Raw genomic sequence first — 15,343 nt, forward strand, 5'->3', positions numbered from 1 at the left:
TTAACGGCTCGGGCGCGCTCTACATCGGCATCCATGAAACTAAGCCTGCCGTTCCTGAAAAAGCAGCCCTTTGTGGCCGTTGTCCGTCTGTCTGGCGCCATCGGAATGGCCGGGCGTGGGTCGATGAATGCCACCGCGCTGGCACCGGTGCTTGAGAAAGCCTTTCGCAAAGGCAAGCCTGTGGCCGTCGCGCTTGAGGTCAACTCGCCCGGCGGCTCTCCTGTGCAAAGTTCCCTGATAGGCGCGCGGATCCGGCGGCTGGCGGATGAGTTGAACATCCCCGTTTATGCCTTTGTCGAGGATGTCGCCGCCTCGGGCGGGTACTGGCTGGCGGCTGCGGCGGATGAGATTTATGCCGATGACAGCTCGGTTCTGGGCTCGATCGGGGTGATCTCGTCGGGTTTTGGCGCGCATGTTTTTCTGGCCCGGCAGGGGTTCGAGCGGCGCGTGCATACGGCAGGCACGTCGAAATCGATGCTGGACCCCTTTGCGCCCGAGAAGAAAGAGGACGTCGCACGGCTCAAGGTGCTGCTGGGCGATATCCATGAGAATTTCATCACCCATGTCAAAACCCGGCGCGAGGGCAAGCTGGACGCCAATACCGATCTGTTCAATGGCGAGGTCTGGCTGGCGCGCCGCGCACAGGAACTGGGTCTGATCGACGGGATCGCGCATCTGAAACCGAAGATGCAAGAGCGGTTCGGCGACAAGATCAAATTCCGCCGTTACGGGATGCGCAAACCCATCTGGTCGCGGTTTGGCGCTTCGTTCGCCGAAGACGCCATCGCCGGGCTTGAGGAACGCGCGGCCTTTGCGCGGTTCGGGTTGTAACGTGATCATCAAAGCCGTCACTCTGTTCCTGATTGCCATGGGCGTACTGGCCATGTTCGGAAAGCTGCGCTTTCCGGGGCAGAAACGGCTGAGCTCGGCCAAATGTCCACGCTGCGGGCGGTTCCGCATCGGCAAGGGGCCATGCCCCTGTGACAAGAGGGGACGTGGATGACCGCGTGGCTGTTTTCAGGTCTGGGCCTGCTGATCCTTCTGCTGGCCGGGGATGCACTGGTCCGTGGGGCAGTGAACCTGAGCCTGCGGCTGGGCGTGCCGGCGCTGATCGTCAGTCTGACCATCGTGGCCTTTGGCACCTCGGCCCCCGAGCTGCTGATCGCGATCAGCGCGATTCAGGAAAACGCTCCGGGCATTGCGCTGGGCAATGTGGTGGGATCGAACACTGCGAATATCCTGCTGGTGCTGGGGCTGCCTGCGCTACTGGCGACGCTGCACACAAGCGAATGCGACAGCCGCAAGAACTATGTCTTCATGCTGATGGCCTCGGTCCTGTTTATCGCACTGGCCTTCTTCGGCGTGTTCAATCTGCTCAGCGGTGCAATATTGCTGGCCGGGCTGGCGCTGGTTCTGATGAACGCCTTCCGTGAGGCCAACGCACACCGCAAAGCCTGTGGCGAGGCCTGCGCGGACGAGGATGAGCTTGACGGGCTGGAAGAAGCCGATCCCGATATGCCCTATTGGAAGGTCGGGATGTATCTGGTGCTGGGCCTGATCGGTCTGCCCACCGGTGCGCATCTTCTGGTCGACAATGCGACAATCATTGCGCGCGATTATGGGATCAGTGAAACGGTGATCGGGCTGACCTTGGTCGCGGTGGGGACCTCTTTGCCTGAGCTGGCCACCACCGTGATGGCGGCGCTGCGCCGGCAGGCGGATGTGGCCTTGGGCAATGTCATCGGGTCGAATATGTTCAACCTGCTCGCCATTATCGGGATCGCGACCTTGTTCGGACGTATTCCGGTGGATCCCGAATTCCTGCGGTTTGATCTTTGGGTTATGCTGGGCGCATCCTTGCTGCTGATCCCGTTCGTGTTTTTCAAGAAAGACATAACACGCGTCTGGGGAATGATCCTGACCTTGCTCTACGTCGTATACATAGTCAGTTTGCTGGCGTGATTTGACGGAAGGATGCGACCTATGACCCGAGCTCTGGTAACCGGCGCTGGAATACGGCTTGGGCGCGCAATGGCCGTTTACCTGGCCCGGCGCGGCATGGATGTGGCGGTACACTACGCGACCTCAGGCGACGCCGCCCAGCAGACCGTTTCCGAGATTGAGGCTCTGGGCCGCAAGGCAATCGCACTGCCCGCCGACCTGTTGGATGAGGCGCAAGTCACCACCCTTTTGCCGCGCGCTGCCGAAGGCTTGGGTGGTCCGATCACCTGTCTGGTCAACAATGCCTCGATCTTCGAATACGACAACATCCATACAGCGACCCGCCAAAGCTGGGATCGTCACCTTGATAGCAACTTGCGCGCTCCATTTGTTTTGACGCAGGCGATGGCCGAACAGGGGCTGACTGCGGAAACGGACCTGATGGGAGAGCCCCAGGCCACGGGACTGATCGTCAACATGGTCGATATGCGTGTGCGCAAGCTGACGCCTGAGTTCATGTCATACACCATCGCCAAGATGGGGTTATGGGCGCTGACCCGAACCGCCGCGCAGGCCCTGACACCGGCCATCCGTGTTAATGCAATCGGGCCGGGTCCGACCCTGCAGGGCCATCGTCAAAGCGAGCAGCATTTCATGGCACAGCGCCAGAACACGGTATTAGAGCGCGGGGCGAACCCGTCGGATATCACCGCTGCGCTCGGTTATTTTCTGGATGCGCACGCCGTCACTGGCCAGCTTCTGTGCGTCGATGGGGGGCAGCATCTGGGCTGGCAAACGCCGGATGTGTTGGGCGTAGAATAAGTATATTCAGTGTAAGTTTTGCACCGCTCTCATTTCTGTTACCAAGCCGTTACAAAATTGTATTGTTTTTCATACACTTGTCTCAGATCACAAAAAATATAATTACAAATCAAATACTTAGTTTGCTGCCTATTTTTTACGCAAATCAAGGAATGCTTAATGATTTAAGGGAAAATCACGATGATGGGAAAGTTATCTGCACACTTATCCACAGAAGTCGTGGATTTGTTTCCTCTTGATCTGGGTCGCGCAAGATTGCAGCCATAGTCAGAGAATCATATCTGAAAGCCATGACCGCCAGCAGCGCACCAGACCCCACCCCGCAACAGACCGGCTATACGTGTATCCAGCGCTATGTGAAAACGCTGGACAGCTCGCCCGGCGTGTATCGGATGCTGGATGCGGACAGCCGGGTTCTGTACGTCGGTAAGGCGCGGAACCTGAAGGCGCGGGTGTCGAATTACACGCGGCCGGGGCATTCGGGGCGGATCGAGAAGATGATTGCCGCGACCGCCTCGATGATGTTTCTGACCACACGGACCGAGACCGAGGCGCTGCTGCTGGAGCAGAACCTGATCAAGCAGCTCAAGCCGAAATACAACGTGTTGCTGCGCGACGACAAAAGCTTTCCCAATATTCTGGTTGCCAAGGATCACGCCTTTCCGCAGATCAAGAAACACCGCGGCGCGAAAAAGGAAAAGGGCGCCTATTTCGGCCCCTTCGCCAGCGCGGGCGCGGTGAACCGGACGCTGAACCAGTTGCAGAAGGCGTTCTTGCTGCGCAATTGCTCGGATTCCATGTTCGACAGTCGCACGCGACCCTGTCTGCTCTATCAGATCAAGCGGTGCTCGGGGCCGTGTGTGGGGCTGATCTCGGAAGAGGGGTATCGCGAAAGCGTGCGCGATGCGGAACGGTTCCTGTCGGGCCGCTCGACCAAGGTGCAGGAAGATCTGGCCGAACAGATGATGGCCGCGTCCGAGGCGATGGAGTTCGAACGTGCCGCCGGTTTGCGCGACCGCATCCGGGCGCTGACGCAGGTGCAGACCAGCCAAGGCATCAACCCGCGCGGCGTGGCCGAGGCGGATGTGATCGGTCTGTATATGGATAGTGGGCAGGCCTGTGTTCAGGTGTTTTTCATCCGCGCCAACCAGAACTGGGGAAATAAGGACTTCTACCCTCGGGTCGGGGCCGACGTATCGCCTGCCGAGGTGATGGAGGCCTTTCTGGGCCAGTTCTATGACAACAAGGAACCGCCCCGGCAGTTGATCCTGTCGGACGCAATCGAAAACGCCGATTTGATGCAAGAGGCGTTGTCCGAGAGGGCGGGCCGCAAGGTTGAAATCCTTGTCCCTCAACGCGGCGAAAAGCAGGAACTGGTCGCCGGAGCGTTGCGGAACGCGCGCGAGTCGCTGGCCCGCCGCATGTCCGAAAGCGCGACGCAGGCCAAGCTGCTGCGCGGCGTGGCTGAGGCGTTTGAGCTGGATGCACCGCCCCTGCGGATTGAGGTCTATGATAACAGCCATATTCAGGGCACCAATGCGGTGGGTGGCATGATCGTGGCGGGCCCCGAGGGGTTCATGAAAAACGCCTATCGCAAGTTCAACATCCGGGGCGACGACCTGACACCCGGCGATGACTTTGGGATGATGAAAGAGGTCCTGACCCGCCGTTTCACCCGCCTGCAAAAGGAAGACCCGGATCGTGACAAGGGCCTGTGGCCGGACCTGCTGCTGATCGACGGTGGCGCGGGGCAGGTCAGTGCTGTGCATGAGATCATGGTCGAGCACGGGGTCGAGGACATCCCGATGGTTGGCGTCGCCAAGGGCGTCGACCGCGATCATGGCAAAGAGGAATTCCACCGGACTGGTCAGCGCCCGTTTGCTCTGAAACGCAACGACCCGGTGCTGTACTTCATCCAGCGTCTGCGGGACGAGGCGCACCGGTTCGCAATCGGCACCCACCGGGCCAAACGCGCCAAGGCGGTTGGAGCAACGCCGCTGGATGAAATCCCCGGCGTGGGGGCTGCGCGTAAACGCGCCCTGCTGACCCATTTCGGCAGCGCCAAGGCGGTCAGCCGCGCCAATCTGGCAGATCTGAAAGCGGTCGAGGGGATCTCAGCCGGGTTGGCGCAGAAGGTTTACGATTTCTTCCACGACAAGGGCTAGGCCTGCCGCCCGCGCCACAGGATGTACAGCCCCGAGGCCACGATCAGTGCGCTGCCGATCCACATGGTCTGATCCGGGCGTTCTCCGAAGAACAACACGCCCAGCCCGACCCCGAACAGCAGGCGCGAATACCGGAACGGCGTCACTGACGAGACTTCGCCCGTGCGCATCGCCTTCATCAGCGAGGCATAGGCAACCGCCCCGCAGGACACCGCGCCGAGAACATACAGGCTGTGGCTGGGGCTGAGCGCAACAAAAGTGCCACCTTCGAACAGCCAGAACAGACCCCCGGCGATGATGACGCAGATGAACCCGTAGAACCCCAGAACCTCGGTGCTCAGCGATGCCGGAGCGGCACGGCTGGACAGATCGCGGCCCGCGAACCCGATCATGCCAAGGACTGCAAGAATCGACAGGGCCGAGAAACTGTCGCCCGTGGGCTGCACGATGATCACCACTCCGATCAGACCGATCAGAATGGCGCACCAGCGTCGCCAGCCGACGGTTTCGCCGAAGAACAGCGCTGCCCCGGCGACAACGACCAGAGGCGTGGCCTGCAGGATCACCGTCGCCGAAGAGAGCGGCGTATAGGCGATGGCCAGCACATAGAACATCCGGCCCAGAATCTCGAAAAAGGCGCGCACCTGCATGGGGCGCGAGAGTACGTCCGGATGAAACATACGGGTGCCGCGCAGGGCCGCGACAGTGGCAAAGATCACCGACCCGCCCAGCCCGAACAGGATCAGCACTTGCCAGATCGGCAGACCTGCGGTAGCGGATTTCAGCAGCGCGTCCTCAACCGCAAACACCGCCATCGCCCCCACCATCCAGGCGCTGCCCAGCAGGTTTGATCTTGGGTCGGTGCTGATATGAGTGGTCATGGGCTTTACCTTTGGTCTGCGGCGCAATCTGACCGCAAACCGGGCAAAGGCCAAGGTCTGCGGCGCATTGACCAAGGTGCTGTGATTGGTGATGTTTTTCGACACCCTGTCTTTTCTGTCCTGCGCGCGCGATGTAGGGTCGGGCCATGAAGTGGAACCTGCCCAATATCCTGACCGTGCTGCGCTTGCTGGCTGCCCCCGGTCTGGCCGTGATGTTTCTGTATTTCACCCGGCCCTATGCCGATTGGTTCGCGCTGATCCTGTTCCTGTCTGCGGCGATCACGGACTGGTTCGATGGCTACCTGGCCCGCGCATGGAAGCAGGAAACAAAGATCGGGGCGATGCTGGACCCGATTGCTGACAAGGCGATGGTGGTGATCGCGCTGATGATCCTTGTGGGCTATTCGACCGAACACTGGACCCCTTGGCTGGTGCTGCCCGCCACCGTGATCCTGTTTCGCGAGGTGTTTGTCTCGGGCCTGCGCGAATATCTGGGTGACACCGCCGGAACGCTGAAAGTGACCAAACTGGCCAAGTGGAAAACAACAGCGCAGATGGTGGCGATTGCGATCCTGTTTTCGCAGGGGATTTTCGAGCATTACTTCGTGATGGCCACATTCGGTATGGACCCGACGATTATCGACCAGGTGCTCTCGGGGCAGTCAGAGGACTTGAACCATATCCGTTGGCATCTTGAGGGCATGTTCTGGTCGGGTCGCATCGGTTTGTGGTTGCTGTGGATCGCCGCAACGCTGACATTGATCACCGGCTATGACTACCTACGTAAAGCTATGCCCCACCTGAAGGAGAGCTAAAGGATGGACGTGCTGTATTTCGCCTGGGTGCGCGAACGCATCGGCCTGCCGAAGGAAAAGGTCGAAACGCAGGCCGCAACGGTCAGTGATCTGGTCGCAGAACTCAGCGCGCGCGAAGACCGCTATGCCGCGGCCTTTGCCGATCTGTCCGCCCTGCGCGTGGCACTGGATCAGGAATTGTCGGACTTTGATGCGTCTCTGACCGGCGTCCGCGAAGTGGCGTTTTTTCCGCCTATGACGGGCGGCTGATATGCGGATTGTCGTGCAAGAGGCCCCGTTTGATCTGGGGGCCGAGGCAAATGCGTTTGCCGACGGCGATGCCGCCAACGGGGCCATCGTGACCTTCACCGGCGTGGTGCGCGATCTGGTGACGGGTGACCTGGACGTGATGGAGATCGAGCACTACCCGGGCATGACCGAGCGCGCCCTGACCAAGATCGCAGAAGAAGCACAGACCCGGTGGTCGCTGGGCGATGTGCTGGTGATCCACCGGCATGGACGGCTGGCTCCGGGCGACCGGATCATGATGGTCGCCACTGCCGCGCCCCATCGCAAGGATGCGTTCGAGGCGGCGGAGTATCTGATGGACTACCTCAAATCCCGCGCCCCGTTCTGGAAGAAAGAGCTGACCACCTCGGGGGCCGAATGGGTGGCCGCCAAGGACGAGGACGAAGACGCGCTAACCCGCTGGTAGATACGCGGTCGATTCAATCCGCGTTGTTGATCCGCCCGCGCATTTCCTCAGCCTCTTGCCGCGCCGCGCGCAGGCCTTCCATTGCCGCATCCAGTTCGGCCTCGGTCTGGGTCAGCTGGTTGGTCAATTCGGCCTCGCGCTGCTGCAGATAGGTGATGGCCTGATCGCGGGTTTCTTCGGCCTCGTGCAATTCCTGGCTCATACGGTCCAGATCGGCCACGTCGCTTTGGCGCACGCGGGACAGGCGGTGGGCCAGCCAATTGGCGAACCAGCCCATGCAGAATGCGGCGAACAGGATGACGGCGGTGGCGATGATGAATTCGGTTCTGTTCAACTTACTGGTCCTCTGCGCCCGCATCAGTTGCGTCAGTTTCTGGGGTCTCAGTCTCAGCTTCCATCGCCTCAAGCGCGGTTTCGGTGTTGGCGACCGGCTCGGGGCGGATCAGACGGAATTCGATGCGGCGATTTTCCTCGCGGCCTTCCTCGGTTCCATTGTCGGCGATGGGCTGCGTTTCGCCATAGCCGACCGCCGAGAAGCTCGAGGTCGGCACCCGCCGCCCGCGCAGTTCGTTCAGGATCGACTGCGCGCGCGACTGGCTGAGCTGCTGGTTCATTTCCTCGCGGCCCTGACTGTCGGTGTGACCCTGAATCTCAAGACGGATCGGGCCGCACTCGCGCAGGATGTCGGCGATCTGGTTCAGCGCATCGCGCGAGTCTGCGGCGACGGTGGCCGAGCCCGGCTCGAATGCGATCTTGCTGGCCGCCTGAACGGCAACGATCTGTTCCTCGCAAAGCTCGGGATCGGGCAAGGCGTCCTCGGGTTCGGGCGGTTCCTGATAGGTGATCGACAGGGTGAAATCCTGCGCATCGCCCAGCTTGTCGGAAAACAGCCCCGCGATCCGGGCCTTTGCATCGGGATCATGGCTGAGCCCCGACAGCGTCACCGAATCCGGGGTCACGGTCAGCGCCCCGTTATGCAGTTGCGACAGTCCCTCAAGTCCGGCCAAAACGCGCACAGGCCAGTCCGCAGGCAGATCCGGTGCGATACGGGTCGCCGTGTGTACCTGTAGCGAGCCGAAAGCGGCACGCGCAAAGCTGTCGGTCATGTCGCGCAGGGTCTCGTCGCTGACTCGCCCGCGCAGTTGCACCAGCCCTTCGGGGCTGCGGGTGGCGACGAATTCGACAGGGCCGGTTGGGTCGTCGGGCTCGGGTTCAGGTAGGATGGCGTGCAGAACGAAGACGTCGGGCAGCGTGTTTTCCAACTCGCCCACGACACGGTCGAACAGCAGCGGGCTGGTGTCCTGCGCGGCCACCAGAGTGATATCCGCATCCGACAGCGTGACCGAACCCTGACCCAGTTCCGCCAGCGCCCGGATGCTCAGCTGTGCGGCGTTGGCCCAGCGCGGCGACGGCACGCCCAACCCGATGGTGCAGGACGCAGGTCCGGTCAGCCCGGCCTGTTGAGCGGCTTCGACGATGATGTCGTGCGCATCCTCGTCCTGCGCGGAACAGGCATCAAACTGCCCGCCCTCTGAGTTGATCAGATAACGCAGGGTGAATGGCGTGATCACGGGACGCGGGGCCGAGATCGCCAGACCGATCCGCAGGCCCGGCGGCGCGGCGCGGCTCAGGTCCTGTTCCAGCCGGTCTTTTTCCTGCTGGCTGTCGGCGATGGCGGTGATGCGCACCAGCCCGGGGCTGGCCGAGATTTTGGCGCGCGGCAGATCGGACAGCGCCTGAATCGCATAGGTGAGGGCCGTATCCCAGCCCTCGGGCTTGGGATAATCCGCGCTTTCCATCAGGTCCGAGACCATTGCGTCCCGGTCCAGCCGTTGCAGACGATCCATCAAGTCGTCGCGGTCTTCGCTGGCTGGGACCAGCCCGATGATCGAGATGCCGCTGTCATTGCGCAAGATTTCGGCCGAGAACCGAGGCGGGGTCAGGTCGGCGGTGGGCGCGACCTCCATCTCGTCGATGACGCGTGAGGTGTCGACCTCGGTCCCGGCGGCGGTCAGGGCGTTGAACCGCGTGGCCTCATCCGGGGCCATGCCGGTCAGCACAACGCGCAACCCGTCGGATTCGACCTCGGCCCAGTCATGACCCTGCAGGTTCAGCGCCCGGCGCACGGCCAGTTCCGAGGCGTCCTCAATCTTGCTGACTGAAAATCCGGCAGCCACCAGCGACAGCGCGGCAGACACCGCAAAGATCAACGCAACGGCAAGGGCGTAAGGCAGGCGCATGGGCGGGTTCGAGACCTCTCGGGCGGTTGGTAGCGGACTCATACAGAGCCAGAACCAGAGGTGCAATCAGAGGAAAAGCGCGACGCAGAGGAAGATCAGCGGAATCAGGCCGGTGTCGCGGTTGGCTCGGAACAGCTGCAGCAGCTTGGCGTTGTCCTCGGTATCGAGGCCGCGCAATTGCCACGCCATATGCCAGCCCATCGCCCACGGTCCGCCCAAGGCCACCACCAGCGCCAGAACCGAAGCCTGCGGCATTGCTGCGTCGATTATCGCCAGCCCCATCAGGCTGACCGTGCCGACCAGAAAATACTTGAGCCACCGGGCGGTATCGGTCCCGAACAGCCGGGCGGTGGATTTGATGCCGATCAGTTCGTCATCCTCGGCGTCCTGATGGGCATAGATCGTGTCATAGAACAGGGTCCATGCGATGCCCGACAGATATAGCGTAATTGCAGGCCAGCCGATGGTGCCGGTATGCGCGGCCCAGGCCAGCAAAGCACCCCAGTTGAAGGCCAGCCCCAGAAAGACCTGCGGCCACCACGTAAAGCGTTTTGCGAACGGGTAGATCGTGACGGGCAGCAGCGAGAGCACGCCCATGGCGATGGCCGCCCGGTTGAAGGTCAGCAGAATCACCAGCGCCAGCAGGCATTGCAGCCCCATCCAGATCACCGCCTGCCGCACGCTGACCTGACCCGAAGGGATCGGACGCGAGCGGGTGCGTTCGACCTGCCCGTCAAAGTCGCGGTCGGTGATGTCGTTCCACGTACAGCCCGCACCGCGCATCAGGAACGCCCCGATGGCGCAGCCGATGGCGATCCACAGGTCCTCTAACCGCGGTGACCCGTCGCTCAGGATCGCCAGCGCCAGACCCCACCAGCAGGGAATCAGCAGCAGCCATGTACCGATGGGCCGGTCCGCGCGGCTGAGCCTCAGGTACGGCCGGGCAAAGGCGGGGGCATGGGTGTCGACCCAGTTGCCACTGACCGCATCCGCGACCTGACCGTCTGGTGTTGGGGCATTGCCTTGCATATGTAGGGTCTCATGACTGCGAAGATCAGACTGTATGTAGAGCACCCTTTGGGTCAGGGGCAATCGGTTCCTTTGACGCGCGAACAGGCGCATTACCTGTTCGGCGTCATGCGCCTGTCCGTGGGCGGGCAGGTCGCCCTGTTCAACGGGCGCGATGGCGAATGGCTGGCCGAGGTGGTCGAGGCCGGAAAACGCGGCGGGTCACTGACCTGCGCCCGGCAGACCAAGGTACTGCAGATGCCGCCCGATCTGTGGCTATTGTTCGCGCCCATCAAAAAGGCGCGTACCGATTTCATCGTTGAAAAGGCGGCAGAAATGGGGGCTGCGCGGATCATGCCGGTGCAGACCGAGTTCACCAACTCCGAACGCATCCGGCAGGATCGCCTGCAAGCCCACGCGGTCGAGGCCGCCGAGCAATGCGGTGGCACTTTTGTGCCCGAGGTCACCGACCTGCAACGGCTCGACCGGGTGCTGGACGCATGGCCTGAAGGCCGCCAGCTGATGTTCTGCGACGAGGCTGAGGTGGGCTCGGCCCTGCGTCTGGCGGCGCACGAGAAGGGCCTGCCCTGGGCCATTCTGATTGGCCCCGAGGGCGGATTTTCGGAACGCGAACGCAAGCGGTTGAGCGGTTTGTCATTTGCTCATTTGGTCAGCCTAGGCCCCCGCATCTTGCGCGCGGATACGGCGGCAGTCGCGGCCATGACTATGTGGCAGCAGGCGCTGGGGGATTGGGCATGACATGGCGCGCCGCTGAGGACAGCGATGTGCCGCTGATCGACGGGTTTCTGTCTCAGCACATCCAGACCTCGATGTTTCCGCTGGCAAATTTGCGCGATTACGGCCTGCGCGCGCCCGACTTCCGCGCGCTGAAAGTCTGGGTGCTGGGCGATCCCCTGCGCGCTGTCTTTGCGATCACGAATGAGGGCATGGTGCTGCCGCAATGCCCCGACTGCTCGGAGGATGAGCTGGCCGAGGCGATTGAACTGATCCGGGGGCACCCATTATTCGGCCTTGCTGCCGAGGCTGGGCAGGCGCGGCGGATCATGAAGCTTGCCGGTTGGGAAGACCGGCCCGCAACGCTCAACAGTGATGAGCCGGGGTTTGCGCTGGATCTGGAGCAGCTTGCGCTGCCCGATCTCACCGGTTCGCGGCTGGTGCCGATGGGCGATCTGGGTCGCTCGGTCACCGAAGGCTGGCGGCGGGACTATTTGATCGAGGCGATGGATTTCGATCCCGCGCGCGCCGCCGATCAGGCCGGTAAAGACTTCGAGGCCTACACGGCACGCGATTCCCACCGGGTGCTTCTGATCGATGGCGAACCTGTCGCCATGACCGGGTTCAACGCGCGCCTGCCCGAGATCGTGCAGATCGGCGGCGTCTACACTCCGCCCGAGTTGCGCGGGCGCGGTCATGCCCGCCGCGCCGTTGCCCTGCATCTGCTTGAGGCGCAAAAGGCGGGGGCGTCTCGCGCCGTTCTGTTCGCAGCTTCCGATTCCGCCGCGCGTGCCTATATCGGCATCGGGTTCAAACCTGCGGGGAACTACTCGCTGATCCTGTTCACCAATCCAAAGGACACGGCATGAGTTTCATCCGACCCGAAGCCAAACTGGCCCTGTGGCGCTGGCGCGAAGTGCTGGCGGCTGGGTTTGTCCTGCTGCTGGGCCTCAGCTGGATCAGTGGCCCCGGCGGACTTCTGGGCTGGATGGGCTGGGTTCTGGTTGTCGTCGCGGCGGCGCTGGCGGTGATCGGCGTGCAGCGCGCACGGTTCCGCACCGGCGCGGGTGGACCCGGCGTTGTGACCATTGATGAAGGCCAGATCACCTATCTTGGTCCGCTGGATGGTGGCATCATCGCCACGCGCGAGATCGAGCGGCTGGCGCTCGACCCGACCTCACGCCCGGCGCTGTGGGTGCTGGACCAACCCGGTCAGCCGACCCTTCACATTCCGGTGAACGCCGAAGGGGCCGAGGCTCTGTTTGACGTATTCTCGAACCTGCCGGGGCTGAAAACCGAACAGATGCTGTCGGAACTCAACGGTGGTGCGGCGCATCCCGTGGTGATCTGGGAGAAGACGCCATCGCGCCCGGCGCATCTGCGCCTGCATTGACACTGGCGGCATTTCCCCCCACGACTGACCCAAAGACAGACACAGCAGGATCGGAGACCGGTTCATGTCCATCCCCCAATCCGGCGGCGGGCCGATCGAACGCCATGAGCAACTGGCCGAATATCTGGAATCGGGCTGCAAGCCCAAGGCAGATTGGCGCATCGGCACCGAGCATGAGAAGTTCGGATACTGCAAGGACACGCTGAAACCTCTGCCGTTCGAGGGGACCCGCTCGATCGTCGCCGTGCTTGAGGGCCTGCGCGACCGCCACGGCTGGGCCGAGGTGCGCGAGGCCGACAAGCTGATCGGGCTGGAAAAGGACGGCGCGAATGTCAGCCTTGAACCGGGTGGCGCGCTGGAACTGTCGGGTGCCCCGCTGGAGACCATCCACGAGACCTGCGACGAGGTGAACACCCACCTGCGCGAAGTGAAGGATATCGCCGACGAGATCGGCGTGGGCTTCATCGGTCTGGGCGCCGCTCCGATCTGGACCCATGATCAGATGCCGTTGATGCCCAAGGGGCGTTACCGGCTGATGAACGATTACATGGAAAAAGTCGGCACTATGGGCCGCGCCATGATGCGGCGCACCTGCACGGTGCAGGTCAATATCGACTTCGGCTCCGAGGCCGACATGGTGCAGAAACTGCGCGTGGCGCTGGCCTTGCAGCCCGTGGCGACGGCGTTGTTTGCGAATTCTCCGTTCTTCGAGGGCAAGGTGAACGGCCAGAAAAGCTGGCGCAGCTATATCTGGCGGCATCTGGACGATGCGCGCACCGGCATGCTGCCCTTCGTGTTCGAAGAGGGTTTTGGGTTCGAACGCTACGTGCAATATGCGCTCGATGTGCCGATGTATTTCGTCTATCGCGACGGGCAATATATCGACGCGCTGGGCATGTCCTTCCGCGATTTCCTGCAGGGCAAACTGCCCGCGCTGCCGGGTGAAACGCCAACCCTGTCGGATTGGGCCGATCACCTGACCACCGCCTTCCCCGAGGCCCGCATCAAGAAATACATGGAGATGCGCGGTGCCGACGGCGGCCCATGGCGACGGCTCTGCGCGCTGCCTGCGTTCTGGGTGGGTCTGACCTATGATCAGGGCGCGCTGGATGCGGCCTGGGATCTGGTCAAGGGCTGGGATGCCGAGACGCGTGAGGCGCTGCGGGTCGAGGCCGCAAAAGACGGCCTTCAGGCGCGGGTCGGCGATATCAACATGCATGATCTGGCGCGCGAGGTCGTATCAATTGCCGATGCAGGCCTGAAATCCCGCGCGCGTCCCGGCGCCGGTGGTTTGGTCCCGGACGAAACGCATTTCCTCAATGCGCTGAAAGACAGCATCGAATCCGGTCAGGTCCCGGCGGATGAGTTGCTGGGGCACTACCATGGCGACTGGCAGGGCGATCTGACCCGGATTTATCAGCAATACAGCTATTGAATGTACTGTGCGCAGCGGGCGATTGTTGCAAATAGGTGATCCTAAGCCAGCAATTCCTCACAAGACGGGTTTCATGGGCGGTTTGGCGGATATAATCACGTCAAACCCCTGAGCACCGATGAGCGCATGGCCCGTATCAGCGAACTGCACTACTCGAACGCCTTTGCCGCACAATCAGGCGTGGCCGAGTTTCTTGAGGTCTCGCTCGGGTCAACCGAGAACCCGGCGGATTTCACCGTGTCCTTCTATCAGGCCGACGGTACCGTCGGAATAGAAATCCCGCTGGATGATCCCGCGGTTCAGACCTTTACCGACCCCGACAATAACGAGCAGGTCTTTGTCATCTCGGCAGATGATTTCCCGATCCAGCTGACCGATCCCGACGGTGGCAGCCCCACCAACTTTGAGGCCTTCGCGCTGACGAACACCACGACCGGCGAAGTGATCGACTTCTACGATATCGGCGGCGGGACGCAGAATATCCTGGCCGTTGACGGAGCGGCTGCGGGTGCGACGTCGGTGAACCTGCCGGTGCTGACCAACCCTGGCCAGACCACAAGCTCGATCCAGTTCAATCAGCCAAACCCGGATACGCAGGTCAACGGGCCGCTGTCACCCGGTGACAGCGGGGCCCCTGTTTTGTGGCCGGGACCCTTGTGGACACGCCCGATGGGCCGCGCCGTGTCGAAACGATCAGGCCGGGTGATCTGGTGATGACTGTCGACGATGGGGCCTGCCCGGTGCGTTGGGTGGGCGGCCGCACGGTTCGGGGCATGGGTATTTTCAGCCCTGTCCAGATCAGTGCAGGGGTCCTGGGGGCCACGCGCGACATCTTTGTGTCGCCACAACATCGCTTGTTGATTTCCGGATGGCAGGCGCAGTTGCTGTTCGGCGAGGATGAGGTTCTGGTCTCGGCAAAATCGCTTGTCAACGGAACCACCATCACCCGCGCCCCCTGTGACATCGTGCGTTACATCCACCTGTTCTTCGACCGCCACCAATTGCTGTCGACCTCGGGCTTGATTTCCGAGAGCTTTTTCCCGGGCCAACAAGGTGTCGGGGGTTTGGATGCCGCCGCCGCGTCCGAGCTGTTTGCCCTGTTTCCTGACCTGCGCGAGCGGCCGGACTTGTATGGCCAAACCTCAAGACCGGTCAGAACAGTGTCTGAGGCATCGGTGCTGCACGCGCTTTGATCGCGGGCTTGCCCCTCTTGC

At 62.2% G+C, this 15,343-nt stretch carries 18 protein-coding genes; 14 read left to right on the forward strand and 4 right to left on the reverse strand.

All coding sequences use genetic code 11. From position 1 onward, the window contains the following. The first annotated feature begins 33 nt into the window (after positions 1-33). The 5 genes from ACR3EN_RS06905 (at position 34) to uvrC (ending at position 4,928) form a co-directional block, all read left to right on the forward strand. Positions 34-831 (forward strand): S49 family peptidase, encoded by a 798-nt coding sequence (locus ACR3EN_RS06905; RefSeq protein WP_480823380.1) that lies wholly within the window; start codon positions 34-36, stop codon positions 829-831. A gap of 1 nt (position 832) precedes the next feature. After that, positions 833-1,003: a hypothetical protein gene (locus ACR3EN_RS06910; RefSeq protein ID WP_480823382.1), complete on the forward strand. Its 171-nt coding sequence runs from the start codon at positions 833-835 to the stop codon at positions 1,001-1,003. Further along, positions 1,000-1,962, forward strand: coding sequence for a calcium/sodium antiporter (locus ACR3EN_RS06915; RefSeq protein WP_480823384.1), 963 nt, complete (start codon positions 1,000-1,002; stop codon positions 1,960-1,962). Before ACR3EN_RS06910 ends, ACR3EN_RS06915 begins: the two co-directional genes overlap by 4 nt. 21 nt (positions 1,963-1,983) lie before the next feature. After that, positions 1,984-2,763: an SDR family oxidoreductase gene (locus ACR3EN_RS06920; RefSeq protein ID WP_480823386.1), complete on the forward strand. Its 780-nt coding sequence runs from the start codon at positions 1,984-1,986 to the stop codon at positions 2,761-2,763. 290 nt (positions 2,764-3,053) lie between these two features. Beyond that, complete coding sequence (gene uvrC / locus ACR3EN_RS06925; protein WP_480823388.1) at positions 3,054-4,928, forward strand: excinuclease ABC subunit UvrC; 1,875 nt, start codon at positions 3,054-3,056, stop codon at positions 4,926-4,928. Here the strand turns inward: uvrC and ACR3EN_RS06930 are convergent. Then, positions 4,925-5,809 (reverse strand): DMT family transporter, encoded by an 885-nt coding sequence (locus ACR3EN_RS06930; RefSeq protein WP_480823390.1) that lies wholly within the window; start codon positions 5,807-5,809, stop codon positions 4,925-4,927. The genes uvrC and ACR3EN_RS06930 overlap by 4 nt on opposite strands. A 146-nt stretch (positions 5,810-5,955) precedes the next feature. Between ACR3EN_RS06930 and pgsA the strand changes: the two genes are divergently transcribed. From pgsA to ACR3EN_RS06945, 3 genes are read left to right on the forward strand one after another with little or no spacing between them, the layout of a single operon-like run. Further along, positions 5,956-6,624, forward strand: a complete 669-nt coding sequence (gene pgsA, locus ACR3EN_RS06935) for a CDP-diacylglycerol--glycerol-3-phosphate 3-phosphatidyltransferase (RefSeq protein WP_480823392.1) — start codon at positions 5,956-5,958, stop codon at positions 6,622-6,624. A 3-nt stretch (positions 6,625-6,627) separates the two neighbouring features. Further along, the gene (gene moaD / locus ACR3EN_RS06940) at positions 6,628-6,873 is read left to right on the forward strand and encodes a molybdopterin converting factor subunit 1 (protein ID WP_480823394.1); all 246 of its coding nucleotides are present in this window, start codon (positions 6,628-6,630) and stop codon (positions 6,871-6,873) included. Between the two features lies 1 nt (position 6,874). Further along, a complete protein-coding gene (locus tag ACR3EN_RS06945) occupies positions 6,875-7,318 on the forward strand; it encodes a molybdenum cofactor biosynthesis protein MoaE (protein WP_480823396.1) in 444 nt (147 codons plus the stop codon). A 13-nt stretch (positions 7,319-7,331) separates the two neighbouring features. Here ACR3EN_RS06945 and ACR3EN_RS06950 read toward each other — a convergent pair whose 3' ends face one another. The 3 genes from ACR3EN_RS06950 to ubiA form a co-directional block, all read right to left on the reverse strand. Further along, positions 7,332-7,652 carry a hypothetical protein gene (locus ACR3EN_RS06950; protein WP_480531758.1) on the reverse strand — a complete coding sequence of 107 codons (321 nt, stop codon included), beginning with the start codon at positions 7,650-7,652 and terminating at the stop codon, positions 7,332-7,334. A 1-nt stretch (position 7,653) separates the two neighbouring features. Further along, complete coding sequence (locus tag ACR3EN_RS06955) at positions 7,654-9,558, reverse strand: OmpA family protein (protein ID WP_480823678.1); 1,905 nt, start codon at positions 9,556-9,558, stop codon at positions 7,654-7,656. A 66-nt stretch (positions 9,559-9,624) separates the two neighbouring features. Further along, a complete protein-coding gene (ubiA, locus tag ACR3EN_RS06960; RefSeq protein WP_480823398.1) occupies positions 9,625-10,587 on the reverse strand; it encodes a 4-hydroxybenzoate octaprenyltransferase in 963 nt (320 codons plus the stop codon). 12 nt (positions 10,588-10,599) lie between these two features. Here ubiA and ACR3EN_RS06965 point away from each other — a divergent pair, with 12 nt between their 5' ends. The 6 genes from ACR3EN_RS06965 to ACR3EN_RS06990 all read left to right on the forward strand — a co-directional run bounded on the left by ACR3EN_RS06965 (position 10,600) and on the right by ACR3EN_RS06990 (position 15,322). Then, positions 10,600-11,325: a 16S rRNA (uracil(1498)-N(3))-methyltransferase gene (locus tag ACR3EN_RS06965; protein ID WP_480823400.1), complete on the forward strand. Its 726-nt coding sequence runs from the start codon at positions 10,600-10,602 to the stop codon at positions 11,323-11,325. Next, complete coding sequence (locus tag ACR3EN_RS06970) at positions 11,322-12,170, forward strand: GNAT family N-acetyltransferase (RefSeq protein WP_480870799.1); 849 nt, start codon at positions 11,322-11,324, stop codon at positions 12,168-12,170. Before ACR3EN_RS06965 ends, ACR3EN_RS06970 begins: the two co-directional genes overlap by 4 nt. After that, positions 12,167-12,694, forward strand: a complete 528-nt coding sequence (locus ACR3EN_RS06975) for a hypothetical protein (RefSeq protein WP_480823404.1) — start codon at positions 12,167-12,169, stop codon at positions 12,692-12,694. The genes ACR3EN_RS06970 and ACR3EN_RS06975 overlap by 4 nt, the downstream gene beginning before the upstream one ends. 64 nt (positions 12,695-12,758) lie before the next feature. Then, on the forward strand, positions 12,759-14,129 hold the full coding sequence (locus ACR3EN_RS06980; RefSeq protein WP_480823406.1) for a glutamate--cysteine ligase: 1,371 nt from the start codon (positions 12,759-12,761) through the stop codon (positions 14,127-14,129). A gap of 126 nt (positions 14,130-14,255) precedes the next feature. Beyond that, positions 14,256-14,843 (forward strand): PTS sugar transporter subunit IIA, encoded by a 588-nt coding sequence (locus tag ACR3EN_RS06985; RefSeq protein ID WP_480918407.1) that lies wholly within the window; start codon positions 14,256-14,258, stop codon positions 14,841-14,843. Further along, positions 14,786-15,322: a Hint domain-containing protein gene (locus ACR3EN_RS06990; RefSeq protein WP_480918408.1), complete on the forward strand. Its 537-nt coding sequence runs from the start codon at positions 14,786-14,788 to the stop codon at positions 15,320-15,322. Before ACR3EN_RS06985 ends, ACR3EN_RS06990 begins: the two co-directional genes overlap by 58 nt. Positions 15,323-15,343 lie beyond the last annotated feature (21 nt).

The organism is Ruegeria sp. G7 (assembly GCF_056535465.1).

Excerpts from the sequence above, each read along its gene's own strand:
- ACR3EN_RS06905 (WP_480823380.1), top strand. The coding sequence starts at position 34 with ATGAAACTAAGCCTGCCGTTCCTGAAAAAGCAGCCCTTTGTGGCCGTT.
- ACR3EN_RS06915 (WP_480823384.1), top strand. The coding sequence starts at position 1,000 with ATGACCGCGTGGCTGTTTTCAGGTCTGGGCCTGCTGATCCTTCTGCTG.
- ACR3EN_RS06920 (WP_480823386.1), top strand. The coding sequence starts at position 1,984 with ATGACCCGAGCTCTGGTAACCGGCGCTGGAATACGGCTTGGGCGCGCA.
- uvrC (WP_480823388.1), top strand. The coding sequence starts at position 3,054 with ATGACCGCCAGCAGCGCACCAGACCCCACCCCGCAACAGACCGGCTAT.
- ACR3EN_RS06930 (WP_480823390.1), bottom strand. The coding sequence starts at position 5,809 with ATGACCACTCATATCAGCACCGACCCAAGATCAAACCTGCTGGGCAGC.
- pgsA (WP_480823392.1), top strand. The coding sequence starts at position 5,956 with ATGAAGTGGAACCTGCCCAATATCCTGACCGTGCTGCGCTTGCTGGCT.
- moaD (WP_480823394.1), top strand. The coding sequence starts at position 6,628 with ATGGACGTGCTGTATTTCGCCTGGGTGCGCGAACGCATCGGCCTGCCG.
- ACR3EN_RS06945 (WP_480823396.1), top strand. The coding sequence starts at position 6,875 with ATGCGGATTGTCGTGCAAGAGGCCCCGTTTGATCTGGGGGCCGAGGCA.
- ACR3EN_RS06955 (WP_480823678.1), bottom strand. The coding sequence starts at position 9,558 with ATGCGCCTGCCTTACGCCCTTGCCGTTGCGTTGATCTTTGCGGTGTCT.
- ubiA (WP_480823398.1), bottom strand. The coding sequence starts at position 10,587 with ATGCAAGGCAATGCCCCAACACCAGACGGTCAGGTCGCGGATGCGGTC.
- ACR3EN_RS06965 (WP_480823400.1), top strand. The coding sequence starts at position 10,600 with ATGACTGCGAAGATCAGACTGTATGTAGAGCACCCTTTGGGTCAGGGG.
- ACR3EN_RS06970 (WP_480870799.1), top strand. The coding sequence starts at position 11,322 with ATGACATGGCGCGCCGCTGAGGACAGCGATGTGCCGCTGATCGACGGG.
- ACR3EN_RS06975 (WP_480823404.1), top strand. The coding sequence starts at position 12,167 with ATGAGTTTCATCCGACCCGAAGCCAAACTGGCCCTGTGGCGCTGGCGC.
- ACR3EN_RS06980 (WP_480823406.1), top strand. The coding sequence starts at position 12,759 with ATGTCCATCCCCCAATCCGGCGGCGGGCCGATCGAACGCCATGAGCAA.
- ACR3EN_RS06985 (WP_480918407.1), top strand. The coding sequence starts at position 14,256 with ATGGCCCGTATCAGCGAACTGCACTACTCGAACGCCTTTGCCGCACAA.